Raw genomic sequence first — 26,402 nt, forward strand, 5'->3', positions numbered from 1 at the left:
CTGTCGCTGCCGGCTCCCTGATCTCATCCACAGCCATCGTTGCTGAGATACCGGTGAGACCGCGGTGAAACGCCGACCCCGGACAGTGATCGGCAGACACGCCGACTTGGGGGAGCATTCATGAAGCTGCATCGCGGTCTGGCCGCCATGCTGGTCGTCACACTCACCACACTGACCGCCTGTGGCAGCGGGCCGAAGGACAGCGCCGACACCAGCTCCAGCGGGAAAGTCACGCTGGAGCAGCGGTACGGGAAGGCCCCGGTCAAGAGCCCGAAGGACATGACGTACCAGCCGGGCGTCGTCATCATCGGCGGCGGGCCGAAGGCGATCCGGCACGTCAGCTCCGACGGGCTGACCTGGACCATGGACAAGTCGGCGAGCGGAATGTCCGACCTGGCCCCGGGCAAGGTGATGTACGCCAGCTCGAAGGCACTCGGCAAGGTGGTGAAGGTCGAGCCGGCCGGGGACGATGTCGCCGTCTTGCTGGCTCCGATCGAGCTGACCGACCTGATCAAGGACGGCACCCTCGAATTCGACGAGCCGCTGGACGTCGGAGCCGCGGGCGTACAGCAGATCCCGGACGCGCCGGGCGCCTATACCGACCTGCCGAAGGATCCCGACAGCGACGGCACCACCGAGCCGACCGAGCCGGAGCCGACGAACCCCGAGGCGACAGAACCCGAGGCGACTGAGCCGCAGCCGACCAGCTCCACGCCGACGGACGAGGCCACCGAACCACCCGCTGCCGAGGAGTCGGACCCGCCCCCGGCGACCGAGGAGCCCACCGAGCCGGAGGAGACCGATCTCGACGGAGTCTTCGGACCCGAGGAGGGTGGCGGATCCGCGCCGATGGGTGCCTCACTACCGCAGCAGGGCCTGCTGAAGCAGAGCCTGGCACGGCAGACCGCGGTTCGGCAGAGCTCGCAGAAGCAGAGTGGGCCCGAGCAGATCGTGATCGCTCCGGAGCTGAAGATTCCGGCACAGCAAGCGGGAGCACGGGCCGGGACCGGCGGCCAGCTGCCGCCACCCGACATGCAGCAGGACAACGGCAAGGTCAAGGTATCGATCGGCAACTGGGACTTCGAGTACTACTCCCGGTCCAACTCGCGGCAGTCCGAACTCGGTCTGCGGGCGACGGCCGGCAAGGGCAGTAAGAACGCGAAGCCCGGGCTCAAGGGTGGATTCACCCTCCGGATGGACATCGAGAACCTGCGCGCGAAGGCAAAGGTGCCGATCGCGGGAGGCCGGGTGCAGAACTCGACCGTGGCCCTCAACGGCCTCAAACAGATCGCGGTCGACCTCAAGATGGGCAGCGGTGAAGGCCTGGCCGACAACTCGCGGGGCCGGATCGAGATTCCGCTCGACATCCCGCTCAAGGCGACGCCGGTCGCCGAGCTGGGTTTCCAGCCGTCGATCAAATTCAAGCTGATCATCAAGCTCGGCTTCAGTTCCAAGAACACCACCGTCTCAGGGACGATCGCCTACACGATCGGCGGCGACCTCGGGACCTCGGCAGCCACGACGGTCAAGCCGGCCGGCCTCAACCCGGTCAAACTGTGGACGTCCGCCTCGATGGCGCCGTTCGGAATCGTGGCCGCGTTCGAGGTCAAGATCATGATCGGACTGGGGTTGCCGGGCATGAACGCCGGACCGTACGTCAAGGCGATCGTGTCCCTCGGCTATGCCAACGCGGGCTTGATGGGAGCGGTGCCCTGCTCGTCGCTGACAGAGAGCTTCACCGTCAGCTGGGGCGTCGGCGCCAACGTCTCCAGCACAGTCAGCGGCGTCCTCGGCAAGTTGTTCGGGACCAAGGGAGTCGCCAGTATCAAGCCGGAAGCGGAGTATCAGAAGGGCACCTATACGCCCTGGCCATCGAAGACGCACGCCGATCCCGACACGAAGCACTGCCGCGCCGAATGACCTGATCCGGACAAGAGAGCGGCCCGCCCGGGGGGATTGGGCGCGGCCGCTCTCGGATCAGGGATCTACGCGAAGACCTTGAGCTCGTAGATGCGGGCCGCAGGGTCGGTGCCCTGGGTCGGGGTGGTGATGTTGAGGCGCACGTAGCGGGCCGAGACGCCGGTGACCGAGTGGGTGGTGACGGCGGCGGTGTTGTTGGTGATGGTGGCTCGGGTGGTCCAGGTGGTGCCGTTGGTGGAGGTTTGCAGGGTGAAGGCTCGGGTGTTGAAGGAGGCTGACTCGCCACCGGCCGAGGCGTGGGAGATCTCGACCGAGCCGAGCGCCTGCGACGTACCGAGGTCGACCTGCAGGAACTTCGTGGCGACCAGTGAGCAGAACTTGTCGGCGTTACCGCCGGAGACGCTGCCGTTGAAGGCCTTCGCCGGGCCTTCCGTGGAAGCGCAGGCGGCTGAGCCAGTGGCCGGCTTGTTCAGAGCAAGATTGGCCGGGCCACCGCTGCCGCCCGACATCGCCGACGTCATCTCACGCGCCCACTGCCACGGCGCCGCGGTACCGCCCGGGTCCGAGTTGAAGTACTCCCAGCCGTCGACGCCGCCGAAGGTCGGGTACTTCGCGACCAGCGCCGCCAGCGTGCTCTTCAGCGTCGGCAGCGCGACGTACCCGCCGCAGTTGGCCGAGTTCGTCACCACGCCCGCCACCACCTTCGCCGGCGTGAACAGCCCGCGGTTGATGATGTTGTCGTAGCCGCTGGTGTTCGCCATCGAGCCCCAGCCGCAGTAGAACTGCGCGTTGTACCAGTCGATCTTCGTGCCACGATCGCGCTCGAGCGTCTCGTAGTTGAAGCCGGACAGGTTGCCGCCACCACTCAGCGCGGGCGCGACCGGCGCCAGCGTGATGATGAAGCCGGTGCCGAAGTCGGTGGTCAGCTGGTCGATCAGCCGGTTGATCCCGGCCTGCGACATGGACTCCTCGACGTCCAGGTCGAGACCGTCCAACCCGTACGTCGTGACGAGGCTCTTCAGCCGCGGGTAGTACTTGTCGAACTCGGTGTCGAGCCGCTGGAAACTCCCCTGCGCGGCGCCGCCGACGAACGCGGAGACCTTGACGCCGGCCGCCTGCATCGCGTGCAGGTCGGCCCACATCTGGGTGAACTTCGCGGCCTCCGGCGGGTCGTCGTTGAGGTGCACGACATCCCGGTCGAGGTGGATCGCGCCGACCAGCACGTTGGTGACGCCGGTGGTGTTGTCGGTCAGCGCCTTCGGCGAGACGTAGACACCGTTGACGTACTGCGTCTGGTAGTACACGACGACCCGCTTGCTGTCTGCCGTCGTACTGGCTTGCGCCGTGCCGACGGGCAGCAGCGCGGCGCCGAGCAGCGCAGCGGCCGCAAAGGTGATTGCCTTACGCAACATGATGGAACTCCTTGCAATGGGCGGATTGCAATGGTGTGGGCTACCCCTTCACGGCGCCTTCCTCGACGCCTTTGAAGAAGAATCGCTGGCAGACGGCGAACACGATCACGATCGGGATGAACGCGATCATAGTGCCCGCGGCGATCAGCCGGGGGTTGTTGCTGAAGGTGCCGGACAGGTACTGCAGCCCGACGGTCAAGGTGTACTTGTCGGGGTCGGTCAGCACGATCAGCGGCCAGAGGAAGTCGTCCCAGGCGCCGATGAAGGCGAAGATCGCCACCACGCTGATCGTCCCCCGCACCGACGGCAGCCCGATGTAGACGAACCGCTGCCAGACGTTCGCACCGTCCACGACCGCCGCCTGATCCACCTCGACCGGCAACGACCGGAACGCGTTGTACATCAGCAGCACGTTGAGCGCGCCGACCATACCGGGCAGCGCCACCCCGAACAGCGTGTTCGCCAGCCCGAGCTCGCGCACCGTCACATACTGCGAAATGATCGTCACCTCACCAGGCAGTACCAGCGTCGCCAGGAACAGCCCGAGAACGATCCGCCGGAACCGGAACTCCAAGCGGGACAAGGCGAATCCGGCCAGCGACGACCCGACGATGTTGCCGCCGACAACCAGTACCGCGACCTGGAGCGAGTTGCGCATGTAGTCCCAGACCGGGATGGTGTCGGCCACCTCGGCGTAGTGCGACAAGGTCGGCTGGGACGGCAGCAACCGCGGGATCCGGGTGTAGATGTCTTCCCCCGACCCCTTCAGCGAGGTGGACAACTGCCACAGGAACGGGCCGATCGTGATGATCAGCACGAACACCAGCAGCAGGTACCGGACCACCTTCTCCGTCGGCGACAAGGAATTGAACCCGAAGGTCCCCCGCTTGCGCCGCCCGCGGTCGCCGGTACCGGAAGCATCCGGTATCGCCACCGGTCGGGCCGGATCCGTCACGACGCTCATGCGTCCGCCGCCTTCCGGTTCAGCCGGGCCAGTACGAGCATCGGGACGACGGTGACGAAGAACAGCACGATGGACAGCGCGGACGCGTAACCGAGGTTGCCCTCGAAGCCCTGGCTGTACTGCTGGATCAGCATCACCACGGAGTTGTCCCGGCCACCCGGACCGCCCTTTCCACCGCTGAGGATGAACAGCTCGGAGAAGACCCGCAGGGCCGATACCGAGATCAGGATCGAGATCAGGATCATCGTTCCCCGGACGCCGGGGATCGTCACATTGAGGAACCGGCGGAAGGCCGACGCGCCGTCGACCGCGGCGGCCTCGTGCAGCTCACGGCCGACGTTCCCGAGGGCGGCCAGGTAGATGATCATGTAGTACCCGAGCCCCTTCCAGATCGTCAGGCTGATGGCGCTGAGCAGCAACAGCCACTGGTCGCTGAGGAACGGCAGCGGCCCGGAGATCACGCCGAGCTTCTCGGCCAGGCCGTTGACCAGGCCGCGATCGTCCAGGATCCACTGCCAGATCAGCGCCACCACCACCGCGGAGGCGACCACAGGGGTGTAGAAAGCGGTCCGGAAGAAGGTGATCCCGGGCAGCTTCTTCTCCACCAGCACGGCGAGCAGCAGCGGCAGGATGGTCAGGAACGGCAGGCAGACCACCATGTAGATGACGCTGTTGAGCAGCGCCCAGCGCAACTGCTCGTCGTGCAGCAGGGCCTCGAAGTTCTTCAGCCCGACGAAGGTACCGCCGCCGATCGGCTTGGCGTTGGTGAACGACAAGATGACGGTGTTGATCGACGGCCAGAGGTTGAACACCAGCAACCAGGTGAGGGCCGGGATCACCAGCACCCACGGCGTGAACCAGCGGTGGTAGCGCATCGATCAGGAGGCGAGCAGCTGGTTGGCCTTGGCCACCGCGGCGTCGAGGGCCTGCTTGGAGGTCACCTTGCCGGAGATCGCGAGCGAGATCTGCTGGTTGATGAAGTCCTGGGTGGCACCGCTGATCACCGGCGGCTGCAGCACCTTCGCCTTGGCCAGCGACTCGAACGCGAGCACCTTGGCGTCGGACTCCGGAGTCCCGTCGCTCTTGGAGAAGTACGGGTCCTGGGCCGAGGCCTTGGTGGACGGGAAGATGTTGACGATCTTCGCGAACGCGGCCTGGTTCTCGGCGTTGGTGACGAACCGCGCCAGCGCGATCGCGGCGGCCTGGTTCTTGGTCTTGGCCGAGACCGATAGCCCCTGCACGTACAGCGGCGGGGTGTCCAGCGCCGGCGACGGGACGACCTTGCCCTTCAGCGACGGGTTGTCCTTGGTGAAGTCCTGGATCGCGGCGCCACCACCGGTGGTCCAGGCGACCTTGTTCTGGGTGAAGAGCTTGGAGTTGCCCAGGTACTCCTGGGTCAGGATGTCGCGCGGCAGGTAGCCGGCCTTGTAAGCGGCGGCGTACTTGTCCAGCAGTGCGGCGGCCTCGGGGGTGTTGAAGGTGAAGGACTTGCCGTCGTCGGACTGGATCTTGACGCCGGCGTTGGTGAAGTCACCGATGCCGGGCAGCCGGCTCATCATGTACTCCTTGCCGCCCGACTTGTCGTGCATCACCTTGGCGGCGGCGAGCAACTCGTCGAAGGTCTTCGGCGGGTTCTTCACGTCGAGCCCGACGGCGGCGAACTTGGTCGCGTTCCAGTAGTCGATGTCGGTGTTCAGGTACCACGGGTAGCCGAAGGTGCCGTCCTGGCCCTGGTACTTGTACGCGGCGACGCCGCCCTCGACGTACTCCTCGGCGATCTTCGGGTCGGCCGCGCCGACGTCGAGCAGCATCGACTGCTTGGCCAGCGGGAGCGCGAAGTCCGGCGGCAGGTTGACCACGTCGGGCAGCTGACCGGCGGACGCCTGGCTCAGCACCTTCTTGTCGTAGCCGTCACCCGGCTGGTCGAGCCAGGTCACCTTGGTACCCGGGTATTTCGCCTCGAAGGCTTTGATCACGCCTTCGACGTAGGACGTGAACTTAGGCTTGAGCGCCCAGGTCTGGAAGCTGACCTCGCCCGTCACCTGGGCGTTCGCGTCGACGGTGGGCTTGCTGCCGGACGACGTGTCGTCCGAGGAACCGAGGCCACAACCAGCGAGAGTAAGTGCCACGACGGCAAGAGCTGCCACTCCGGAAAGACGACGACTACGCATGGAATTCTCCTGAGGTGATAAACCGGTATAGCTCCTGCACTATCCACATCGTAGAATCCGCTGTCAAGGGCCACATCGATCAGGCACGGTGACGTGAGGGAGGGGATCCGATGGCGCGACCGACCATTGCGGACATCGCCGACAAGGCGGGGGTCTCCAAAGGCGCGGTGTCGTTCGCGCTGAACGGGCGGCCCGGCGTGAGCGACGCGACCCGGGCCAGGATCCTGCAGATCGCCGACCAGATGAGCTGGCGCCCGCACAGCGCCGCCCGCGCGCTGGGCGCCTCCCGGGTGGACTCCGTCGGGCTGGTGATCGCCCGTCCGGCCCGCACGCTCGGCGTCGAACCGTTCTTCGCGCATCTGCTGTCCGGTCTGCAGTCCGGGCTGTCCACGCACTCGATCTCGCTGCAACTGCTGATCGTCGAGAACACCGAGGCGGAGATCGAGGTCTACAAGCGCTGGGCCTCCGAACACCGCGTGGACGGCGTGATCCTGGTCGACCTGACCGTGAAGGACGCGCGGATCGAAGCGCTCCGGGCGCTCGAACTGCCCGCGGTGGTGATCGGTGGGCGCGGTGGCAAGGGTGCGCTCGCCTCCGTCTGGGCCGACGACCGCGACGCGATGCTCTCGATCGTGGACTACCTGGCCGCGCTAGGGCACCGCCGGATCGCCCACGTCGCCGGTACGCCGAACTTCCAGCACACCCAGCGCCGGATCCGCGCCGTCCGCGACGCCGCACCCCGGCTCGGCCTGATCGACGCGCCCTCGCTGACCACCGACTTCAGCGACGCCGAGGGCGCCGCCACCACCCGCAAACTGCTCTCCCAGCCGGACCGGCCGACTGCGATCGTCTACGACAGCGACGTGATGGCGGTGGCCGGCCTAGGCGTCGCGATGGAGATGGGCGTCTCGGTCCCCGGCGACCTCTCGATCGTCGCCTTCGACGACTCGATCCTGACCCAGTTGATGCATCCCGCGCTGACCGCGCTGTCCCGGGACACCTTCGAATTCGGGCGGCAGGCGGCCGAAGTGCTACTCGAAGTGATCGCCGACCCCACCAAGGTGATCAACCTCCGGACCGCGGACCCGGTCCTGACCGTCCGCGAGTCCACCGCCCCGCCCAGCTCCTGACCCAGCCCCGACCGAGCAACTGGCGTAATTCGCTAAACCGATTTAGCATCGCTGTCATGCTCTCGGATCCCGCCACGCCCAGGTTCGGCGCGAACTACGTCCCGTCGTCCGGGTGGTTCTACAGCTGGCTCGACTACGACCCGGCGGCGGTCCGCCGGGACTTCGCCGACCTGGCCGGGCTCGGCCTGGACCACGTCCGGGTGTTCCCGATCTGGCCCTGGATCCAGCCGAACCGGGCGATCATCCGCGAGCGCGCGATCGACGACCTGCTCGATCTGATCGACGCCGCCGCCGAGCACGACCTGACAGTGGCGGTCGACCTGATCCAGGGACACCTGTCGAGCTTCGACTTCCTGCCGGCGTGGGTGCTCACCTGGCACAAGAGCAGCCTGTTCGAGAGCGGGACGGTCCGCGACGGGCTGACGGCCTACGTCGATGCCGTGGCGCGCGCAGTGGCGACCAAGCCCAATGTCTTCGCGATCACCCTCGGCAACGAGGTGAACAACCTCTGGCCGGACAGCTCGACCACCCCGGAGGCGTCCACCCGCTGGGCTCACGACTTGTTGCTCACGCTGAAGAAAGCCGCGCCCGACGTCCTCGCCCTGCACTCGGTCTTCGACGATGCCTGGTACAAGCCAGACCACCCCTTTCTCCCGGCCGACGTTGTCGACCTGGGTGATCTGAGCACCGTCCACTCGTGGGTTTTCAACGGGGTCTCTCGGGTGGACGGCCCGCTCGGTCCGGCAACCCTGACGCACGCCGACTACCTGGTCGAGCTCGCCGCCGCCACTTCACTGGATAGTTCACGACCTGTATGGCTGCAGGAGATCGGCGTACCGGGCCCGGATATCCCGACGGACCTGCAGGCGGAGTTCACCCGCCGTACCGTCGAGCTGGTCATCGACAACCCCGCCCTCTGGGGTGTCACCTGGTGGTCCTCCCACGACATCGACCGGCGCCTCCTCGACTTCCCCGACCGCGAGTACGACCTCGGCCTCTTCACCGTCGACCACCACCGCAAGCCCGCCGCCCAGGCCCTGGCCGACGTGATCGCGGAGGTGCGCGCCAACGGCGTACACCCCCGACCGGCCGCGGTTCTCGACGCGCCGCTCAACCCGCGCACCGAACCATCCCGCCGCGCTGAGTTGTCCCCCGGCAGCGACTTCCACCGCAGCTGGGTGGAAGCCCGCGCCAACGGGCCGGTCCGCATCCGTGTCCCTAACGACAGGACATAGCGCCTGTACAGCAGACGGCGATCGCCGCTGTGAGCGTGGCGCCTGACCGAACGGCGGACTATGTCCTGTCGGTCGGGACAGCCAAACCGTCGATCAGAACCTGGATACCGTCGAGGATGCGGTCCAGGCCGAAGTCGAAGTCGTCGTCGAGAGTGTCTTCGTACTCCTGGTTGGTGTACATCGCCAGGAGTCGGTCATAGCCGGCCGACTGCAGCCGCGGCACCAGGAACGTGCCGACCGCCGCCGACTCGACCGGGGCCGAGTCGCTGGCTGCTAGTTGGCGGGCAAGGTTCGCGTAGCTGCGGGCATAGCCGTCGAAGAGGACGGCACAGCCGAGGGCGTCGTGCTGGCTCAACCCGGTATCGGCCATTACCCCCAGCAGCGTCTCCACCCAGTGCAGCAGGTTGGGCGTGACCGGGGCGCCACGGATGGGCACCTCGAGCAGCCACGGGCGTTCGGCGTACTGGTCGACCTGGGCCTTCACCCACGCGCGTGCGCCTGCACGCCAGCCGTCGGCCTCCAGGATGTAGGCCGGAGCGCGCCCCCAAGCTGTCTCCGCGACCAGCACGATCAGCTCGTCCTTCGAGCTGACGTAGCGGTACATCGCATTGGTGGAGACGCCGAGCTGCGCCGCGATCTTCTGCAGCGAGATGGCCTCGAAACCCTGGGCGTCACCGAACTCGATCCCGGTGGCGACGATCTGGTCGACCGTGAGGGCCGGCTTCGGTCCGCGCCGCTGGACCGGCTGGACGCCCCAGGACAGGGCGAGGCCGGGCGGTAGCTGCGCCGGCTCCTCACTCATGCCCCCATCCTTCCGCACGTTTGCCCGATAGCGCAGGAAGGCCTGCCACCCCCGGTGCGGGGGACTTAGCCCTACCCCCGAAACGGGCTGCAGGACCCTTCAAGATGAAACTGTTCAACCCATACGCTATTTCTCGTCAGGTACCGCGGCCAAGCGGGCCCAGGAGAAGAAGGAATCCCTCATGAACACCCTGAACGCCACCCTCGGCCCGCTGGTCTCCCCCGACGAGCAGGAGCTCAGCTACACCGACAAGCAGGCAGCGCACGCGAAGATCGAGAGCGCGGCCCGGCTGGGAGTATTGTCCGCCCAGCAGGCCGCCGACCGGCACCGGGTGCTCAACGAGTCCCACCGGCGCGGCCATCTGCGCGAAGTACTGGCCGGTCTGCACGACGCCGTACCGCCGTCCGGGCTCACCCTGGCGCTGCGGATCGCGGCAGTCGGCTGGCTCGCGGTCTGCGTGATCCAGTTCGTGATCTGGCTCGCGCTCGCCGCCTTCGGGCACCTCGACTGGCCGTGGTGGCTGTGGTCCGACGTCGGCCTCGGCCTCGCGGTCGGCATCCTGTGGTGGACGCACGAGTCGTACCACCGCAAGTCCCAGCTGGATCCGGGGACGAGCCGATGAGCGTGCCCCTCCAGCTGACCGAAGTACAGAAGGTTTACGGCACCGGGCCCAGCGCGGTCACCGCGCTGGGCGGGGTCAGCTACTCCTTTGCCCAAGGCACCTTCACCGCGGTGATGGGACCGTCCGGCTCCGGCAAGAGCACGCTGCTGCACTGCGCCGCCGGGCTGGACGAGCCCAGCTCGGTCTGAACGGCCCTGTTCACAAGGGGAAAGTCCGCGAGGGCTCACTTGATCAGCTCACCGGCGACACGGTCGCTCTGCCACCCGGAGCGGCCAAGAAGCTGAAGGTCGGTGTCGGCGATCAGCTCGGCGTACGACTGGGCGACGACGCGCTGGTCAAGCTGAAGATCGTCGCACTGGTCGACGGTACTTCGGGGTACGAGTCGATCTTGTTGCCCTCGGCCCTGCTGGCGGCACACACGACGGCCGGGCTGCCGACGCAGATCCTGCTGAAGACTTCGTCGCCGAAGGCAATCGATCTCGGGAAGTGGCCGGGGACAACGATCGGCGACCGCGACCTGCTCTCGGCCGAGTACGACGCCGGACTCGGGATCGACGCCTGGATCGGCTACCTGCTCGCGGCGATCGCGATCGCCTACACCGCGATCGCCTCGATCAACACGATCGCCGTCGCGGTCCTGGACCGGCGGCGGGAGTTCGGGCTGCAGCGGCTGACCGGTTCGACCCGCAAGCAGGTCTCGAAGATGCTCTACCTGGAGAACCTGGTGATCGCGGCCTTCGGGCTCGTACTGGGCCTGGTCGCCGCCTGTTTCAGCATCTTCCCGATCGCCATCGCCACCCGCGGCCTGCCGATCCCGTCCGGGCCGATCTGGGTCCTGCTCGGCTGGATCGTGCTCGTCCTGCTGCTGGTCCCGCCCGTCACCGGCATCGCGGGCCGCCTAGCCATGGGTACTAGGCCCATGGACGCGGTCAACTCCCCTGCCGGGTGACCGCCGCGGTCAGCCTCTCCTCTCGGCTGACCGCCTCCGCCGACGACCTCAGTCGCCGGTGGAGATCCACCCGTAGCCGCCGTCTTCCAGCCTGACCACCTGGAGGCCGGCGGCTACCCGGCGTACGTCGTCTGTCTCGATGACAGCGGGTGCCGGACCGGCCACGTCGATGACGATGGCGGCGGCACCCTCCTGGATCGCGGCCGTGGCGACCAGGTTCGCCTGGGCGGGCATCGGCCGCGCCTCGGGGCTCCAGCGCTGGAGGTTCTCGGTGCTCGTGAAGGCGAGGAGCGCCTTCCGCCCGTCCTGCCCCTGCAGTAACGCGACCGCCATGTCGGAGGTCTTGTCGTGCGCGAGCCCACGCTCGTCGTACTCGACCTCGCCCAGCATCGCCACCACCGGCACCAGCAGTCGCGCCCCTTTAGACGCCTTGGTCAGGGCAGCCAGAATCGCCCCCTGGTCCCGCTGCGCCAACGCCTCGGCGAGCGCGGGGTCAGCAGACCCGTCATCGTCGTCGAATCCGGTAAAGGCCAAGCGGCGTTCTGGTTGCACGGAGCCCATTGTCCGCTCAGCCTCCCCGGAGTGGGGTTTCAGGGTGGTACCAGGGCCTTTCCCCCCTTGGTTCCCGGCGGACTTGTGCGAGCCTGGGTATGTGCCTGACTTCAACGATCTGACGCTGCTGCCGTTCTGTGTCGGCCTCACGCTGCTCGGCCTGATCGGCTCCTGGGCCGCCTGGCGGCGCCGGGGGCTCGCTTCCGGGGTTCGCGGCCTGGCTTGGTCGCTACTCCCGGTCTCGCTGTACATGACCGGGCTGCTCGAGTTGCTCTGGGACGTGGTGAAGTCCGTCAGCAGCTGGGTCACGCATCTGATCTTCTCCCCGACCGTGTGGGCCGGCGTGGCGCTGTTCGGCGTCTCGGTCGTCCTCTACGTCGTCTCCGGCCTGGCCAAGGGCCGGGGTGGGAGCAGAGAGAAGGCAACCAAGCCCGCGCCGGCCAGCCGGCCGGCCTCTGACGCGATCGGTGAACTGACCGCCGGCGGCCCCGCCCCGGCCAGTGCCGGCCAGCCCACCAGGACTCCACAGAGCCGCTCCAAGGCCGCCAAGGCGGCGAAGGGTCAGGAATCGTCGGAGTTCGACGACATCGAGGACATCCTGAAACGCCATGGAATCAACTAATCGCCTGACCAGCGACCCCCTGAGCACCCAACCCCTGACCAGCGAGCCCCTGACCAGCCAGCCCCTGACCGACCAACCGCCGGTCGGCCAACCCCTGACCAGTCAGCCGCTGGCCGACCGGCCGCTGACCATCGACAGCCTGCTCGAGCACGTCCAGGCGGCCCCCGCCCGGCTCGGCAAGACCCGGCTGATCAGCATCGACGGCCCGGCCGGATCCGGGAAGAGCACCCTGGCCGACCGCTTCGCCGCGCGTGCGGAGGCGCGCGGCCTGCGGACCCGGGTCCTGCACATGGACGACCTGTACGACGGCTGGGACGGTGCCGTCCGTGGTTTCGCGCTCCTGCGAGACCACGTGCTGACCCGGCTCGCCGACGGCCGCGAAGGGCGCTACCGCCGCTACGACTGGAGCGCCGGCGCCTACGCCGAGCTCCACCTGGTACCGGCGACCGTCGAGCTGTTGATCGTCGAGGGCGTCACCTCCTGCGACCGCGACGCCGACGCGTGGCAGTCGCTGCAGATCTGGATCGAGACGACCAACGAGGTCCGCCTCGGCCGCGGCATCGAGCGCGACGGCGAGGCCCTCCGCGACCACTGGCTCGAGTGGATGCGCTGGGAACGCGACCACTTCGCCACCGAGAACACCCGCACCCGAGCCAACCTGATCGTCGACGGCAACCCCGCCGTCCCCCACGACCCAGCCACCGAACTCGTCCCCAAGTCCCTCACCCTCCCCCACAACTCCGCCGCCAGCTAAACCCACCAGCCCAGCCCAGCCCGCCCAGCCGAGCCCGCCCAGCACAGCCCGCCCAGCCCAGCCGAGCCCGCCAGCCGAGGGCGCCAGCTGAGGGCGCCAGCTGAGGGCGCCAGCTGAGGGCGCCTGCTGAGGGCCACTTTGTGCACCACCTGAGCATCCTGGCGCGGCGGATTCGCTCAGGTCGTGCACAAAGTGATCCTTTGCGCGCCGGGGTGGGTGCCGTTTGCGCGCCGGGGTGGGTGAGGATGGAGGGATGAGCGTGTTGCCGTCGGGTGAGCAGTGGAGTATTCGCGCCGGGGAGTACTCCGGGACCGTCGTGAGCGTGGGAGGTGGGTTGCGGGGGCTCTCGTACGGCGGGCGCGAGGTGCTGATCGGGTACGCCGAGAACGCGCCCGCGCGGGCCGGGATCGGGCAGCATCTGTTCCCGTGGCCCAACCGGATCACCGATGGGAAGTACAGGTTTCAGGGCGTCGAGCAGCAGCTCTATCTGACCGAGCCGGCGCGGAGTAACGCGATCCATGGGCTGACCCGGTGGGCCAACTGGGAGCGGGTGGACGACGGCAGCGACGAGTCGGTCGTCGAGGTCGCGTACCGGTTGCACGGGCAGCCGGGGTATCCGCATCAGCTCGACCTGACCCTCAGCTACCGGCTCGATGCGACCAATGGGCTCACCGTCACGGCCGGTGCGGTCAACGTGGGCGCGGGCGACGCGCCGTACGGGTATGGCACGCATCCGTACCTAACCGTCGGGCGGCAGATCGACGAGTGCGAGCTGGAGTTCACCGCCGGCAGTTGGCTCGAGGTCACTCCGGATCGGTTGAGTCCCGTCGGGCTGGCGCAGGTCGCCGGTTCGCAGTACGACTTCGGGCAGGCGCGCAAGCTGCAGGATCTCGACATCGACAACGCGTTCACCGAGCTGCCCCCGACCTGGGAGGTCCGCCTGACCGACCCGGCGACGGGCAACTCGGCACGCCTCACCAGCGATACCAGGTGGATGCAGCTCTACACGGCGAACGCGCTCGGCCGCGTCGGTCTGGCCGTCGAGCCGATGACCTGCCCGCCGGACGCGTTCATCAGCGGCGACGACCTCGTCGTACTGAAGCCCGGTGACAGCCACACCACCAGCTTCAAGGTCAGTATCTAGCCTGCACCGTGCGAGCGGGCCACGGCTGCCAGTTCCTTGGCAGCCCGGCCTGCTCGGGCGCCTTCGGACGCCTGCACCGCCAGTACGCCGAGTCTGTTGCCCTCGGCATCGAAGAGTTGCAGCCACGGGTCGCCCGCGCGGAAGCGGAGCGCCTTCACGTCGCTCCAGGCGTACCGGTAGGTGCGGAAAACGTTCCGCACCCGCAAGTTGTCCTCGTACGCCGTGACGCGCACCGTCGCCATCCGGTAGAGCAGGTAGAGCACGGTCCCGAAGAACGCCAGCAGCGTGAGCCGCTGGAACAGGGTGAACGTGTCACGCGCGTCGGCCGACAGCCGGAACCAGATCACCCCGAAGACGGCGACGATCGACAGGCCCATCACACCGGCCATCATCGCGATCGCCCACGGATGGAACGTCCACAGCGCCTTCGGGGTCATCGGGTCGTCGCTCAGATCCGGCAGGCGTGGATGTCGGTGGTCAGGATCGCGCGCGCCCCGACCTCCCAGAGCTGGTCCATGATCCGCTGTGCGTCGGCCCGGACCACCATCACCCGGACGGCGACCCAGCCTTCGCGATGAAGCGGCGAGACCGTCGGCGACTCCAGCCCGGGCGCGACCGCGTTCGCGGCCTCCACCGCCTCGGCGCGGATGTCGTAGTCCATCATCACGTAGTTGCGCGCGACCAGAACGCCCTCGAGCCGGCGGACGAGCTGATCGAGCCCGGCCGGCTTGTCGACGCCGTGCCGGGTGATCAGCACGGCCTGCGACTTGAGGATCACGTCGCCGAACACCTCCAGGCCCGCCTGGCGCAATGTCGTACCGGTCTCGACGACGTCGGCGATCACGTCGGCGACGCCGAGCTGGACCGCGGACTCGACCGCGCCGTCCAGCTTGACCACGGACGCCTCGACGCCGTTCTCGGCCAGGTGGTCGGTGAGGACACCGGCGAAGGAAGTGGCGATGCGCTTGCCCTGCAGGTCCTTGACCGACTGGGCGACGCCCGGGCGGCCGGCGAACCGGAAGGTCGAACCGCCGAAGCCGAGCTCCAGGATGGTCTCGGCGTCGGCGTGCGAGTCGAGCACCAGGTCGCGGCCGGAGATACCGACGTCGAGGGTCCCCTCACCGACGTACACGGCGATGTCGCGCGGACGGAGGTAGTAGAACTCGACGCCGTTGTCCGGGTCGGTCAGCGACAGGTCTTTGGTGGTCCGGCGCTGGCGGTAGCCCGCCTCGGACAGGATGGAGATGGCGGCCTCGCTCAGCGAGCCCTTGTTGGGTACTGCGACGCGCAGCATGGAACGGCCAATCTGTTGAGGTGAACCGGGTCTGTCGGGGCGCTCCTACAGATGTCGGTACACGTCGTCGAGGCTCAGGCCGAGCGCATGCATCATCACCTGCGCGTGGTAGAGCAGCTGGCTCAGCTCCTCCGCGGCCCGTTCCTTGCCCTCGTGCTCGGCGGCCATCCAGGACTCGGCGGCCTCCTCGACCAGCTTCTTGCCGATCGTGTGCACGCCCGCATCCAGCGCGGCCACCGTGCCGGAGCCCTCCGGTCGGGTCAGCGCCTTCTCGCCCAGCTCGGCGAAGAGTTCGTCAAAGGTCTTCATCGCGCCTCCACCCTAAAGGTCGGCCGTGAGCCGGTTGCGATCAGGTCTCGCTCCACGGACTTTCCGGTACTGCGGCTGCCGCGTTCCCGGGGTCTCTGGTGGTCAGCCGCTGAGGATCGATCGGCTGAGCCGGCGCAGGTCTTGGACGAAGGACGGCAAAGCCCGGAACTCGCTCGCCACCCGTTCCTCCCGGTCGCCGATCTTGGCCTTCCACCCGGTGACCTCTCCCCCGGCTGCGTCGGCGATCAGCAGTTCGGTCAGGCCGGCCAGCCGGGTACCGATCGTCTTGTCGAACAGCTCCGCGTGCCGCGCCCCGACCTCCGAGCCGGTCGCGTCGAGGTAGGCCTTGACTGTTTCGCGCAGTCTTGTGACATCACCGTCGGTGAAGTGGTACAGCGTGTCGCCGGTCTCGTGGAGCGCTGACTCCGCGCCCACTGAGTCCCAGTCGATCAGTACCGGCCCGGGCATCCCGTAGATGACATTGGACGGCATGAAGTCGCCATGGGTGATGACCCGATCGGGCGCTTGTTCGTACGCCGTGGTCAGGACCTCGGTCAGCCGCAGGATGTCGCCCAGTGCGTCCGCTGCGGGGTCGGCCCAGGCGCGCTGATGCTGTACTCCGAAACTCAGCCAGTCCGCCCAGAACGGCGCCTCGGCCGGCCACAACTCCTTGACCAGGTATGAGCCAGTACCGGTGTTCAGTCGCCAGGTCCGGCTCACGGTGTGCTGTACCGGTGTCAACTCCCCGTCCACTGCACCTAGGTCGAAGGCGCTGCTGATGAGTTGCGCGTCCATTGCCCTCCCGGTCTCGGCGGCGCCCGCGGCGAACGGTAACAAGCCGGGCGGGTCTGGCCGAGGATGGACGGTATGAGAATCCGTTCCCTGGGAGTGGCGCCGGGCACCTTGCCGACTGGTCGTCTGAATGCGATCACCGACGTACCGGGGGTGCTGGTCGGCCAGACCACACTGACCGGCGATGGGGTGAACACCGGTGTCACCGCGATCGTGCCGCCCGGGTTCGAGGCCGGGGTGCCCGGGTTCGAGGCCGGGCTGCCCGCGGCGATTGCGGTCGGCAACGGCTACGGGAAGCTCGTCGGGTCGACCCAGGTGGACGAGCTCGGCGTGCTGGAGACGCCGATCCTGCTGACCGGCACCCTCTCGGTCTTCCGCGTCGCCGACGCCCTGCTCACCTGGCTCCTCGACCGCGACCCGTCGGCCACCAGCCTCAACCCAGTAGTCGGCGAAACCAACGACGGCTACCTCTCGGACATCCGCGCCCGACCGATCACCCCCGCCCACGTCTTCGCCGCCCTCGACACGGCCTCCGCGGACCTCCCCGCCGAAGGCAACGTCGGCGCAGGCACCGGGACGGTCGCCCTCGGCTTCAAGGCCGGGATAGGCACAGCCTCACGCGTGGTGGGATCGGTCGATGCGCCCGCTGGTGGCAGGAGTGTGGATGGAGTGGTCGGGGTGCTGGTGCAGGCGAATTTCTCCGGGGTGTTGACCGTGCTCGGAGCGCCGATTCCAGCGCCTGCGGAGACACCTGTTCCCGAGGGGAACTCGTGCATGATCGTGGTCGCCACCGACCTGCCGTTGGACGCCCGGCAGCTCGGGCGGGTGGCTCGGCGGGCTGTGTTCGCGCTGGGGCGGGTGGGGTCGGACTTCTCGCCGGGCAGCGGTGACTACGCGATCGCTTTCAGCACCAGTCGGGCAGCGCCGATGCGGGAGTACGATTTGAAGGCGGTCTTCACGGCTTGTATCGAAGCCGTGGAAGAAGCCTTACTCAATTCCTTGACGATGGCGTCGACCGTGACCGGCTACGGCGGCAACACGCAGTACGCAGTACCGCATGAACTGATTACGAATAGAGCCCGGCAACTTCCTCGGCCAGCTGTTTGAGTTCGGCGCGGAGCTCGGGCGGTTCCAGCACCTCCAGCGACTTGCCGTAGCGGATCAGCTGGGTCGCCGCGTTGCCGATCGACTCGATCGGCACGGCGACCGTGATGCTGCCGTCCTCGGCCGGCTCCGCGCCGGTGTCCGCGATCGCCTTCAGCAGCAGGGTCGCGGAGAGATCGGCCAGGCGGCCGACCAGGCCTGGCGAGATTCGCACCAAAGACTTAGCCGTGAAGCGGTCCTGCTCGAAGCGGTCCAGGTGCTCCTGCCAGCGCTTGGCCAGGTCGAAACCGGGCGGCCGGGTGAAGGTCTCCTCGGTCGGCGCGAGCTGGAGGATGTTGGAGACGCGATAGGTCCGCACCCCGCTGATCCGCTGACCCGCTTCGCGGTCGGGCGCCGCGGCGACGACGTACCAGGTGCCGTTCTTGAGAACCAGCCCGTACGGTTCGAGGGTCCGCTCGACCTCGCGCGGCGCTTCCCAGCGGCGGTAGAGCACCTTGATCCGGCGATCCTCCATCACCGCCGAGGCGACCGCTGACAGGTACGGCGACTCCTCGGCGTCCCGGTACCACGCGGGCATGTCGAGGTGGAAGCGGTTCTTCAGCCGCCCGGCCTTGTCGCGCTGGCCGGGTGCCAGTGCAGCGAGCAGTTTCAACTCGGCCGCGCTCGTCTGCTCGGTCAACCCGAGTGCCGCGGCAGGCCCGGGCATGCCGACCAGGAACAGCGCGGCCGCCTCGCCCTCGGTGAGCCCGGTGAGCTTGGTGCGATAACCGTCGACCAGGCGATAGCCGCCGGCGCGACCTTGGTCGGCGTACACGGGAACTCCCGCCGCGGCGAGCGCCTCCACGTCCCGGTAGATCGTCCGGAGTGAGACCTCGAGCTCCTCGGCCAGCTCGCGCGCGGTCAGCTGACGGCGCGTCTGCAGCAGCAGAAGGATCTGGAGGAGCCGGCTCGAGCGCACGTTCCGAGGCTAGCCGGAAACACTGCCACTCGCTGTCAGGTTTTGGCGGGAGGCTTGGCTCATGAGCACAATCACCAAGGTCACCGGCGACTTCGACTTCCTCAGCGGCCACTTCGACGTGGTCAATCGCGTCCTTAATTCAAGTGGTGAATGGGAGGAGTACGCCGGTACGCATACCGGCCGAACCCATTTCGCCGGAGCGGTCAGCGTCGACGAGGCGCGGTTCCCGAGTAAGGCGTCGTACGGGATGTCGCTGCGCCTCTACGACCCGGTCGAGAAGATCTGGACCATCTACTGGGTCAACAGCAGGACCGGGAAGCTCCAGCCGGCGGTCCGCGGGAGCTGGTCGGACGGCGTCTGCACGCTGTACGGCGAGGACGATCTCGGCGATCGGATGATCCCCGTCCGGCTGCGCTGGTCGGACGTCACCGACGAGACCGCGCACTGGGAGCAGGCGTACTCCGAGGACGGCGGCGAGACCTGGCAGACCAACTGGACAATGGACCTCACCCGGCGATCTACCGAACCGCCGGCGCTCGATCTCCCCAAGGTCACCGGCGACTTCGACTTCTTCGTCGGCGAGTGGAACGTGCAGCATCGCAGGCTCCTCGCGCCGCTGACCGGCAACGACGACTGGCGGGAGTTTCGGGGCACCGCGGAGACCTACACCCTCTTCGACGGCGCCGTCTGCATCGACGAGACGTTCTTCCCGACCGAGGACTTCGACGGGATGACGGTCCGCCTGTACGACGTGGCGGCCGGCGCGTGGGCGATCTACTGGATCAACAGTTCACGCGGCATCCTGGAGCCGCCCGTGTACGGCGGCTTCGGCGCGGACGAGGTCGGGATCCTCGAAGGGCCGGACGAGCACGACGGGCAACCGGTGGACGTCCGGTTCCGCTGGACGAAGGGCGACGTACCGGTCTGGGAGCAGTTCTTCTCGACCGACGGCGGCGCGACCTGGGAGAGCAATTGGTCGATGACCTTCACGCCGCGGACAACTTTCCCCAAACTGACTGGCGACTTCGACTTCCTCAACGGGTACTTCGATGTGCGGCACCGGACCCTCGGCAAGGTGTTCGTCGGCAGCGACGACTGGCAGAGCTTCGAGGGCACGTGTACCGCACGGACCCACTTCGACGGCGCGATCAGCATCGACGAGATGCAGTTCCCGGGCAAAGCGTCGTACGGGATGTCCGTGCGTTTGTTCAACCCTGAGAACAAGGAATGGACTATCTACTGGATCAGCAGCAAGACGATGGAGATCTACCCACCCGTGAAGGGTCGCTGGGCCGAGGACGGGAAGTCCTGCTGGCTGGTCGGCGAGGAGGAACTGGACGGCAAACCGATCCTGTCCAGCTACGCCTGGTCGGAGGTCACCGAGACGACCGCGCACTGGGAGCAGTCCTACTCCGACGACGGCGGCGAGACGTGGGAAGTCAACTGGGTGATGGACTTCACCCGGCGCGACGCGGAGCCGCCGCGGGTCGGCATCCCCAAGCCCACCAGCGATTTCGACTTCCTGGTGGGCGAGTGGGACATGCACAACGAACGCCGCAGACCCGCACTGGGCGAGCCGGCCGCCTGGTACGAGGTCGAGTCGAAGATGAAGGTCTTCGGGTACTTCGACGGCGCGATCAGCTTCGACGAGAGCTGGTTCCCGACCGAGGGTTTCCGCGGCGCGACGCTACGGCTCTACAACCCTAAGTCCAAGACTTGGTCCATCCATTGGATCAACAGCCTGCGCGGCACTCTCGAGACCCCCGTGATCGGCGCCTTCACCGAAACCGGCCAAGGCATCTTCGAAGGCCCCGACGAGTGGAACGGCCAACCCATCGACGTCCGCTTCGTCTGGACGCCCGGCACGGATCACGCTGCCTGGGAACAACTCTTCTCCACCGACAACGGCAACACCTGGCACAGCAACTGGAAAATGCGCCACACCCGCACCGCCTGACCCCACAGCCCACCAAGCCCCGGCGGCGGCGAGCCCACCACTGGTGGGCATGAACACCTGGCGGCGGCCGTGAACAGGGTAGACCTTGTTCACGGCCGCCGTTTCCTGTTCATGCCCACCAGTGGTGGGCTCGCGACTGCTGGTGCTGGGCTATAGGGATCGGGTGGCGACCAGGGTGGCGAGGGCTGCCTGGGCCGACTCGTAGCCCTTGTCTTCGCGGCTGTCGGGGAGGCCGGCGCGGTCCAGGGCCTGCGGGTCGTTGTCGCAGGTGAGCAGGCCGAACCCGACCGGTACGCCGGTGTCGACCGATACCTGCATCAGGCCGTCGGTCGCCGCCTGGCAGACGTACTCGAAGTGCGGGGTATCGCCACGAATCACGACGCCGAGGGCGACCACCGCGTCGTACCCGCCCTTGGCCGCATGCAGCGCCGCGACCGGCAACTCGAAGGAGCCGGGGACCCGGATCACCTTGTAGTCGGTCACTCCCGAGTCGGCGAGTGCCCGCTCAGCGCCCGCGACCAGCGAGTCGGTGACCTTCGGGTGCCACTGGGCCGCGATGACGGCGACCCTGACTCCCTCAGCGTGCGGGATTTCGATCGTGGGTGCTCCACTGCCCGACATCAGCCGGCTCCGTTCTCGTCAGTGCCGGTGGGCAGGTGGTGCCCCATCCGGTCGCGCTTGGTCCGCAGGTACCGCAGGTTGTGCTCGGTCGGGTCGATCGAGATGCCGCGGCGCTCGACCACGTCGATGCCGTAGCCCTGGACGCCGGACAGCTTGTCCGGGTTGTTCGTCAGCAGCTTCACCGACGTCACGCCCAGGTCGGCCAGGATCTGCGCGCCGGTGCCGTAGTCGCGGGCATCCGCCGGCAGGCCGAGGTCCAGGTTCGCGTCCACCGTGTCGCGGCCGGCATCCTGCAACTCGTACGCCTGCAGCTTGTGCAGCAGGCCGATCCCGCGCCCCTCGTGTCCACGCAGGTACACGACAACGCCACCCTCGGCCGCGACCAGTCGCATCGCCTCGTCGAGCTGCGGACCACAGTCACACCGCTGCGAGCCGAACACATCGCCGGTCAGGCATTCCGAGTGCAGCCGGACCAGCGTCGGCTTGTCGCCGATCTCGCCACGGACCAGCGCGAGCTGCTCGGTCCCGTCGATCGTGTTCCGGTAGCCGTGGGCAATGAAATCCCCGTACTGCGTCGGCAGCGTCGTCGTCGCCACCCGCTGGATCTGGCTCTCGGTCCGTCGCCGATACCGAATCAGGTCTTCGATCGAGACGAGAACTAAGCCATGTTCATCGGCGAACGTGCGCAGGTCTCCCCCACGCTTCATCGTCCCGTCATCGTTGACCAGCTCGGCGATCACCGCGGCCGGACGCATCCCGGCAATCCGGGCGAGATCGAGCGACGCCTCTGTGTGCCCGGGCCGAACCAGTACGCCGCCCTCGCGCGCCCGCAACGGGAAGATGTGCCCGGGTTGTACCAGGTCGTAAGACTCCGACGCCGAATCCGCGAGCACCCGGATCGTCCGGGCCCGGTCCGCCGCCGAGATGCCCGTCGTCACGTTGTCCCGCGCGTCGACGGAGATCGTGTACGCCGTCCGGAGCCGCTCGCGGTTGTGCGGCGTCATCAACGGGATGCCGAGGCGATCGAGCTCGGCTGCCTCCATCGGGACGCAGACGACGCCGGAGCTGTAGCGGATCAGGAAGGCCAGCAGTTCCGGCGTCGCCTTCGACGCCGCGAACACCAGGTCGCCCTCGTTCTCGCGGTCCTCGTCGTCGACCACGATGACCGGCCGCCCTGCCCGGATCTCGTCGATCGCATGCTCGATCGTGTCGAGCTTCAGTACCTCGCCCATCGGTCAGCCCACCGTCACTGGCTCAGGAGTGGCCGCAACGGCCGACTCGCGGTTCTGGATCCGCCACCAAGAGGCGAATCCGATGACACAGAAGAGCCCGTAGACGACGTACATCGCCGCGGACGGGTAGAACTTCGCCTGGACGAGCAGCGGTACGCCGACCACGTCCACGGCGATCCAGATCAGCCAGAACTCGACGAACCCGCGCGCCATCCCGTAAGTCGCCAGGATGGAGCCGGTCAGGATCCACGCGTCCCACTGCGGTCCCCACGAGCCCAGCGCCTTCAGCACCGGGTAGGCGATCGCGTAGAGGACAACCGCGGCCCCCAGCAGTTCGAGCCGCTGCCTCGTCGTTGCCCAACGAGGCTGCACGCCGGTAGCGGCGCCCGCGTGGCGGGTCTGGTACCACCGGTACCAGCCGTACAGGCTGACGAGCGCGAAGAAGACCTGACGCCCGGCCTGACCCCAGAGGTCCTTGTCCTGCGGGGTGTCGAACAGCCCGCCGACGAAGACCGTGAACAGCAGAACGTTGCCGATGATGCCGACCGGCCAGGCCGAGACCAGCCGGCGCATGCCGAACAGCGCACTGCCCAGACCGAAGACGTTGCCGACGATCTCGCGGACCAGCACCGGCGAGCCGCCGATCGTGACCTGCGAGTGCAGCAACCAGTCGAAGAAGTTCATTCCTTGCCTCCTGCCAGCGGTGTGGACGCGCCGCCTCCGGCGAGCGGTGCCGATGAGCCGCCTGCGGTGAGCAGGCGCTCGACGTACTTGGCGATCACATCGACCTCGAGGTTGACCGTGTCGCCGACCGCGTTGCGGCCGAGCACGGTGAGCTCGAGCGTGGTGGGGATCAGGCTGATCCCGAAGGTCCCGGTGCCGTCGTCCACATCGGTGACCGTGAGCGAGACGCCGTCGACGGCGATCGAGCCCTTCTCCGCGACGTACCGGAGGATCTCGGGCGCCGTCGCGATCCGGACGACCTCCCAGTGCTCGGCGGGCTCGCGGCTGGCGATCGTACCGACGCCGTCGACGTGGCCCTGGACGATGTGGCCGCCGAGCCTGGCGTGCGCGGTGACCGCACGCTCGAGGTTGACCGTCGAGCCTTTCTCGACGCTGCCGAGGCTGGTGCGCTGCAGAGTCTCGCGCATGACATCCGCGGTGAAGGTGCCGTCGCCGTGCTCGATCACCGTGAGGCAACAGCCGTTCACCGAGATCGAGTCGCCGTGGCCGGCGTCCTCGGTCACCTTCGGGCCGCGGATCGTGAGCCGGGCGGCGTCGCCGTCCAGCAGGTCCAGGGATTCGACCGTACCGAGCTCTTCGATGATGCCGGTGAACATCTACTTACCTCCGAGAGGAGTCAGGGTTAGGCGGACGTCGTCGCCTAGGCGGGTGACGTCCGCAAGGTTGAAGCGCCGTAGCTGGTCGATAGATTCCGCGCCCAGGTCGCCGATGGCGGAGAAGCCGGAGCCGAGCACCGCCGGCGCGACGTACGCGACGATCTGGTCGACCCATCCAGCGCGGAGGAAGGCGGCGGCAAGCGTCGGGCCGCCTTCGAGCCAGAGGTGCCGGATCTGGTGGTCGTCCAGCTGACGCAATACCTCGGCCGGATCGTGTGTCGGGAGCAGCAGCGTCTTGGCGCGGTCGTTGCGGACCTTGGCCGTCAGCGGGATCTCACGGTCCCCGACCACGACCCGCAGCGGCTGCCGCGCGGCTGGGCGGTCTTGCTCGTCGCGGACTGTCAGCTCAGGGTCGTCGGTGAGTACGGTCTGGGTGCCGACCGCGATCGCGTCGCACTCGGCGCGCTTCTTGTGCACGTCGGCGCGGGCGAGCGGGCCGGTGATCCACTTGCTCGACCGGTCTTTCGCGGCCGATCGCCCGTCGAGGGTGGTGGCGAACTTCCAGGTGACGAACGGGCGGCCCTGGCGGACGCTGTGCAACCAGACATGGTTCACGGCTTCGGCTTCGTCTTGAAGCACGCCTTGTTCCACGCGGATGTCCTTGGCGGCAAGTGTCTCGGCACCACCGGCGGCCTGCTTGTTCGGATCCGGTACCGCGTACACGACCCGCGCGACGCCGGCCGCTATCAGGGCGTCCGAGCAAGGCCCGGTCCGGCCGGTGTGGTTGCACGGCTCCAGCGTGACGTACGCCGTACCGCCGCGGGCCCGCTCGCCGGCCATCCGGAGCGCCTCGACCTCAGCGTGCGGGCCACCCGGGTACGCATGCCAGCCCTCGCCGACCGGGTGTCCGTCGCGACCGGTGATGACACAGCCGACGACCGGGTTCGGGTGGGTACTGCCGACGCCATGCGCGGCGAGCTCGACGGCACGACGCATCCAGGCGATGTCGATCGGCGAAGCGTTCTTCACTGACAGGTCCCTCGTTGTCACGGACGCACACCGGGGCCATGACAACCGGCGTACGTACGGACCCGTCGCTCGAAAACGGCTCGCTTCAGCCGCGTCCGGACGTCGGAGCGCACGCCGATCGCGTGCGCCTCCCATCCGGACTTTCACCGTCGGTCCTGGAATTCCACCAGGTCAACCGGCCGAGATACTGCTACGGCCGGGTCGCGGACTATAACCGCCGGCTCGGAATTACACCGACCCCGGAGCACGCGAGTGGGTTCACTCGTACTTGAAGTGTGCCACGCCGCAGAAAACCCACCATTACCTGGGTCACATCGTGGAACGGCCGTCCCCCACCCGTACTCGCGCCCCGGGCCAGCGCGCGGCGCCCACCAGAGCTTCATAGATGGCCCAAGTCGCCAGCTCTGAGCCAGGACCCGCCAGATGACTGAAATCGCTAACCCCCGAGGCGCCATGTAGGCGTCCACCGGGGGAATTTGTTCTTCGCGCGCTCAAAATCGTCCAGCTCGGACAGCGGTACCGCTGCCAGCGGAGATCCCGTGAGAAGTTCTCTACGCAGCCTGTCGGATTTGAAGCGGGGTGTTCGTAGTAAGGGCGAGAGGTGGCCGGACGCTGGCTGCCGGGACAAGGAGTGATGAGATGGCGCGATACCTGATCTCGTTCGAGAAGGGTGCGATGGACCACATCCCCGAGGAGGACTTCCCCGAGGTGGGCAAGGCCGCCCACGCGGTGGTCCAGGAGGCCAAGGACGCCGGCGTGTTCCTCTTCGGCGGCGGGCTGGCCTACGAGAACGACGACGTGGAGCACGCCGTGGTGGCGACCGACGGGGTGGTCACCGACGGCCCGTACCCGGAGACCAAAGAGGTTATCGGCGGCGTGATGATCGTCGACGTACCCACCCGAGACGCCGCCCTCGAGTGGGCCGCAAAGATCGCAGTCGCCTGCCGCTGCGCACAAGACGTCCGCAAATTCATGTACGACCCAGACCTCATCGAATGAGCCCACGTCGACGCAGTACTTCGGCGACCTGACGACTTGGGTGGAAGTACCGGACGGCCGCCACTCATAAAGCTGCTGCCGCCACCCGGGACCAGGGTTGCCCACGCTTGGCTGGGCGCAGTCAACCAAGGTTTATGAGTGGCGGCGGTCCGGCCCACAAACCAAGCATCCCGAGCTCCGGCTGGAGTACTAGCCGGACTCCGAAGTGAGTCGTGGGTCTGTGGTTCGACGCATCAGGCCGGAGCGGCCGACCTTGTCGGTGAAGCCCCAGCGGCGGTAGAACGCGACGAGGTCTGGCCGGCAGACCAGCTCGATACTTCGTACGCCGGCCAGCCGCGGGTGTTGAACGACGGCGTCCATGAGCGCGCCGCCGAGACCCGATCCGCGGGTGGGAGAGGAAGACGTTGGTGTCTACCACCGCCAGGGACCTTGCCTGCGGCAGCGGCCGCGCAACCTGTCGCCGAAAGCGGACAGCGATGTCCGTTCTCGG

Annotated in this window: 27 protein-coding genes, 2 pseudogenes and 1 riboswitch; of the genes and pseudogenes, 12 read left to right on the forward strand and 17 right to left on the reverse strand. The window is 67.7% G+C overall.

From position 1 onward, the window contains the following. The first annotated feature begins 120 nt into the window (after positions 1 to 120). Positions 121 to 1,920: a hypothetical protein gene (locus G3I17_RS18845; protein WP_164598027.1), complete on the forward strand. Its 1,800-nt coding sequence runs from the start codon at positions 121 to 123 to the stop codon at positions 1,918 to 1,920. Between the two features lie 65 nt (positions 1,921 to 1,985). Here the strand turns inward: G3I17_RS18845 and G3I17_RS18850 are convergent, their stop codons facing one another. Genes G3I17_RS18850 through G3I17_RS18865 form a run of 4 tightly spaced genes read right to left on the reverse strand, consistent with a single transcriptional unit; the run spans position 1,986 to position 6,467 of the window. Beyond that, on the reverse strand, positions 1,986 to 3,332 hold the full coding sequence (locus G3I17_RS18850) for a discoidin domain-containing protein (protein WP_164598029.1): 1,347 nt from the start codon (positions 3,330 to 3,332) through the stop codon (positions 1,986 to 1,988). A 40-nt stretch (positions 3,333 to 3,372) separates the two neighbouring features. Next, positions 3,373 to 4,296, reverse strand: a complete 924-nt coding sequence (locus tag G3I17_RS18855) for a carbohydrate ABC transporter permease (RefSeq protein WP_203590436.1) — start codon at positions 4,294 to 4,296, stop codon at positions 3,373 to 3,375. Then, positions 4,293 to 5,171, reverse strand: a complete 879-nt coding sequence (locus G3I17_RS18860; RefSeq protein WP_164598031.1) for a sugar ABC transporter permease — start codon at positions 5,169 to 5,171, stop codon at positions 4,293 to 4,295. The genes G3I17_RS18855 and G3I17_RS18860 overlap by 4 nt, the downstream gene beginning before the upstream one ends. A gap of 3 nt (positions 5,172 to 5,174) precedes the next feature. Further along, on the reverse strand, positions 5,175 to 6,467 hold the full coding sequence (locus G3I17_RS18865; protein ID WP_164598033.1) for an extracellular solute-binding protein: 1,293 nt from the start codon (positions 6,465 to 6,467) through the stop codon (positions 5,175 to 5,177). 110 nt (positions 6,468 to 6,577) lie between these two features. Between G3I17_RS18865 and G3I17_RS18870 the strand changes: the two genes are divergently transcribed. Together G3I17_RS18870 and G3I17_RS18875 are read left to right on the forward strand one after the other, a co-directional pair. Beyond that, positions 6,578 to 7,597, forward strand: a complete 1,020-nt coding sequence (locus G3I17_RS18870; RefSeq protein ID WP_164598035.1) for a LacI family DNA-binding transcriptional regulator — start codon at positions 6,578 to 6,580, stop codon at positions 7,595 to 7,597. Between the two features lie 56 nt (positions 7,598 to 7,653). Beyond that, a complete protein-coding gene (locus G3I17_RS18875) occupies positions 7,654 to 8,832 on the forward strand; it encodes a glycosyl hydrolase (protein ID WP_164598037.1) in 1,179 nt (392 codons plus the stop codon). Positions 8,833 to 8,890: 58 nt separating this feature from the next. Here G3I17_RS18875 and G3I17_RS18880 read toward each other — a convergent pair whose 3' ends face one another. Next, positions 8,891 to 9,634 (reverse strand): TetR/AcrR family transcriptional regulator, encoded by a 744-nt coding sequence (locus G3I17_RS18880; RefSeq protein ID WP_164598039.1) that lies wholly within the window; start codon positions 9,632 to 9,634, stop codon positions 8,891 to 8,893. Positions 9,635 to 9,815: 181 nt separating this feature from the next. Between G3I17_RS18880 and G3I17_RS18885 the strand changes: the two genes are divergently transcribed. The 3 genes and pseudogenes from G3I17_RS18885 to G3I17_RS18895 all read left to right on the forward strand — a co-directional run bounded on the left by G3I17_RS18885 (position 9,816) and on the right by G3I17_RS18895 (position 11,205). Further along, on the forward strand, positions 9,816 to 10,256 hold the full coding sequence (locus tag G3I17_RS18885) for a hypothetical protein (protein ID WP_164598041.1): 441 nt from the start codon (positions 9,816 to 9,818) through the stop codon (positions 10,254 to 10,256). Then, positions 10,199 to 10,438: pseudogene (locus G3I17_RS40845) on the forward strand (ATP-binding cassette domain-containing protein); the annotation flags it as partial. The gene G3I17_RS18885 and the pseudogene G3I17_RS40845, both read left to right, overlap by 58 nt. Before the next feature lie 206 nt (positions 10,439 to 10,644). Then, entirely contained in the window at positions 10,645 to 11,205 is a 561-nt protein-coding gene (locus tag G3I17_RS18895; protein ID WP_203590438.1) for an ABC transporter permease, read from the forward strand. Between the two features lie 48 nt (positions 11,206 to 11,253). Here the strand turns inward: G3I17_RS18895 and G3I17_RS18900 are convergent, their stop codons facing one another. Further along, positions 11,254 to 11,757 (reverse strand): SseB family protein, encoded by a 504-nt coding sequence (locus G3I17_RS18900; RefSeq protein ID WP_343238348.1) that lies wholly within the window; start codon positions 11,755 to 11,757, stop codon positions 11,254 to 11,256. Positions 11,758 to 11,857: 100 nt separating this feature from the next. On the opposite strand from G3I17_RS18900, the gene G3I17_RS18905 reads away from it, so the two are divergent. The 3 genes from G3I17_RS18905 to G3I17_RS18915 all read left to right on the forward strand — a co-directional run bounded on the left by G3I17_RS18905 (position 11,858) and on the right by G3I17_RS18915 (position 14,277). After that, the gene (locus G3I17_RS18905; protein WP_164598045.1) at positions 11,858 to 12,379 is read left to right on the forward strand and encodes a hypothetical protein; all 522 of its coding nucleotides are present in this window, start codon (positions 11,858 to 11,860) and stop codon (positions 12,377 to 12,379) included. Beyond that, on the forward strand, positions 12,366 to 13,133 hold the full coding sequence (locus tag G3I17_RS18910) for a (d)CMP kinase (protein ID WP_164598047.1): 768 nt from the start codon (positions 12,366 to 12,368) through the stop codon (positions 13,131 to 13,133). The genes G3I17_RS18905 and G3I17_RS18910 overlap by 14 nt, the downstream gene beginning before the upstream one ends. Positions 13,134 to 13,386: 253 nt before the next feature. Further along, positions 13,387 to 14,277: an aldose 1-epimerase family protein gene (locus G3I17_RS18915; protein WP_164598049.1), complete on the forward strand. Its 891-nt coding sequence runs from the start codon at positions 13,387 to 13,389 to the stop codon at positions 14,275 to 14,277. Here the strand turns inward: G3I17_RS18915 and G3I17_RS18920 are convergent. From G3I17_RS18920 to G3I17_RS18935, 4 genes are all read right to left on the reverse strand, one after another. After that, positions 14,274 to 14,714 carry a PH domain-containing protein gene (locus G3I17_RS18920; RefSeq protein WP_164598051.1) on the reverse strand — a complete coding sequence of 147 codons (441 nt, stop codon included), beginning with the start codon at positions 14,712 to 14,714 and terminating at the stop codon, positions 14,274 to 14,276. The two genes, G3I17_RS18915 and G3I17_RS18920, sit on opposite strands and share 4 nt — an antisense overlap. An 11-nt stretch (positions 14,715 to 14,725) precedes the next feature. Further along, positions 14,726 to 15,571 (reverse strand): ATP phosphoribosyltransferase, encoded by an 846-nt coding sequence (hisG, locus tag G3I17_RS18925; protein ID WP_164598053.1) that lies wholly within the window; start codon positions 15,569 to 15,571, stop codon positions 14,726 to 14,728. Positions 15,572 to 15,616: 45 nt separating this feature from the next. Continuing rightward, positions 15,617 to 15,880, reverse strand: a complete 264-nt coding sequence (locus G3I17_RS18930; protein ID WP_020390973.1) for a phosphoribosyl-ATP diphosphatase — start codon at positions 15,878 to 15,880, stop codon at positions 15,617 to 15,619. A 102-nt stretch (positions 15,881 to 15,982) separates the two neighbouring features. Beyond that, positions 15,983 to 16,675: a phosphotransferase gene (locus tag G3I17_RS18935; protein WP_164598056.1), complete on the reverse strand. Its 693-nt coding sequence runs from the start codon at positions 16,673 to 16,675 to the stop codon at positions 15,983 to 15,985. Positions 16,676 to 16,747: 72 nt separating this feature from the next. Between G3I17_RS18935 and G3I17_RS18940 the strand changes: the two genes are divergently transcribed. After that, a complete protein-coding gene (locus G3I17_RS18940; protein WP_164598058.1) occupies positions 16,748 to 17,779 on the forward strand; it encodes a P1 family peptidase in 1,032 nt (343 codons plus the stop codon). Here G3I17_RS18940 and G3I17_RS42130 read toward each other — a convergent pair. Next, a complete protein-coding gene (locus G3I17_RS42130; RefSeq protein ID WP_164598060.1) occupies positions 17,739 to 18,734 on the reverse strand; it encodes a WYL domain-containing protein in 996 nt (331 codons plus the stop codon). The two genes, G3I17_RS18940 and G3I17_RS42130, sit on opposite strands and share 41 nt — an antisense overlap. A gap of 61 nt (positions 18,735 to 18,795) precedes the next feature. Between G3I17_RS42130 and G3I17_RS39875 the strand changes: the two genes are divergently transcribed. Then, the gene (locus G3I17_RS39875; protein WP_203590442.1) at positions 18,796 to 20,691 is read left to right on the forward strand and encodes a hypothetical protein; all 1,896 of its coding nucleotides are present in this window, start codon (positions 18,796 to 18,798) and stop codon (positions 20,689 to 20,691) included. A gap of 150 nt (positions 20,692 to 20,841) precedes the next feature. Here the strand turns inward: G3I17_RS39875 and ribH are convergent, their stop codons facing one another. From ribH to ribD, 5 genes are read right to left on the reverse strand one after another with little or no spacing between them, the layout of a single operon-like run. Next, positions 20,842 to 21,312 carry a 6,7-dimethyl-8-ribityllumazine synthase gene (gene ribH / locus G3I17_RS18955; protein WP_164598062.1) on the reverse strand — a complete coding sequence of 157 codons (471 nt, stop codon included), beginning with the start codon at positions 21,310 to 21,312 and terminating at the stop codon, positions 20,842 to 20,844. Next, positions 21,312 to 22,544, reverse strand: coding sequence for a bifunctional 3,4-dihydroxy-2-butanone-4-phosphate synthase/GTP cyclohydrolase II (locus G3I17_RS18960; RefSeq protein WP_164598064.1), 1,233 nt, complete (start codon positions 22,542 to 22,544; stop codon positions 21,312 to 21,314). The genes ribH and G3I17_RS18960 overlap by 1 nt, the downstream gene beginning before the upstream one ends. Positions 22,545 to 22,547: 3 nt before the next feature. Beyond that, a complete protein-coding gene (gene pnuC / locus G3I17_RS18965) occupies positions 22,548 to 23,228 on the reverse strand; it encodes a nicotinamide riboside transporter PnuC (protein WP_164598067.1) in 681 nt (226 codons plus the stop codon). Beyond that, the gene (locus G3I17_RS18970) at positions 23,225 to 23,884 is read right to left on the reverse strand and encodes a riboflavin synthase (RefSeq protein ID WP_164598068.1); all 660 of its coding nucleotides are present in this window, start codon (positions 23,882 to 23,884) and stop codon (positions 23,225 to 23,227) included. Before G3I17_RS18970 ends, pnuC begins: the two co-directional genes overlap by 4 nt. Then, complete coding sequence (ribD, locus tag G3I17_RS18975) at positions 23,885 to 24,913, reverse strand: bifunctional diaminohydroxyphosphoribosylaminopyrimidine deaminase/5-amino-6-(5-phosphoribosylamino)uracil reductase RibD (protein ID WP_164598069.1); 1,029 nt, start codon at positions 24,911 to 24,913, stop codon at positions 23,885 to 23,887. A 118-nt stretch (positions 24,914 to 25,031) separates the two neighbouring features. Continuing rightward, a riboswitch (FMN riboswitch) is annotated at positions 25,032 to 25,165 on the reverse strand. Between the two features lie 387 nt (positions 25,166 to 25,552). On the opposite strand from ribD, the gene G3I17_RS18980 reads away from it, so the two are divergent. Next, complete coding sequence (locus tag G3I17_RS18980; RefSeq protein ID WP_164598070.1) at positions 25,553 to 25,912, forward strand: YciI family protein; 360 nt, start codon at positions 25,553 to 25,555, stop codon at positions 25,910 to 25,912. A 189-nt stretch (positions 25,913 to 26,101) separates the two neighbouring features. Here the strand turns inward: G3I17_RS18980 and G3I17_RS18985 are convergent. Then, a pseudogene (locus tag G3I17_RS18985) lies at positions 26,102 to 26,290 on the reverse strand (GNAT family N-acetyltransferase); the annotation flags it as partial. Positions 26,291 to 26,402 lie beyond the last annotated feature (112 nt).

The sequence above is a fragment of the Streptomyces sp. SID13031 genome (assembly GCF_010548305.1).
GTDB lineage: Bacteria > Actinomycetota > Actinomycetes > Propionibacteriales > Kribbellaceae > Kribbella.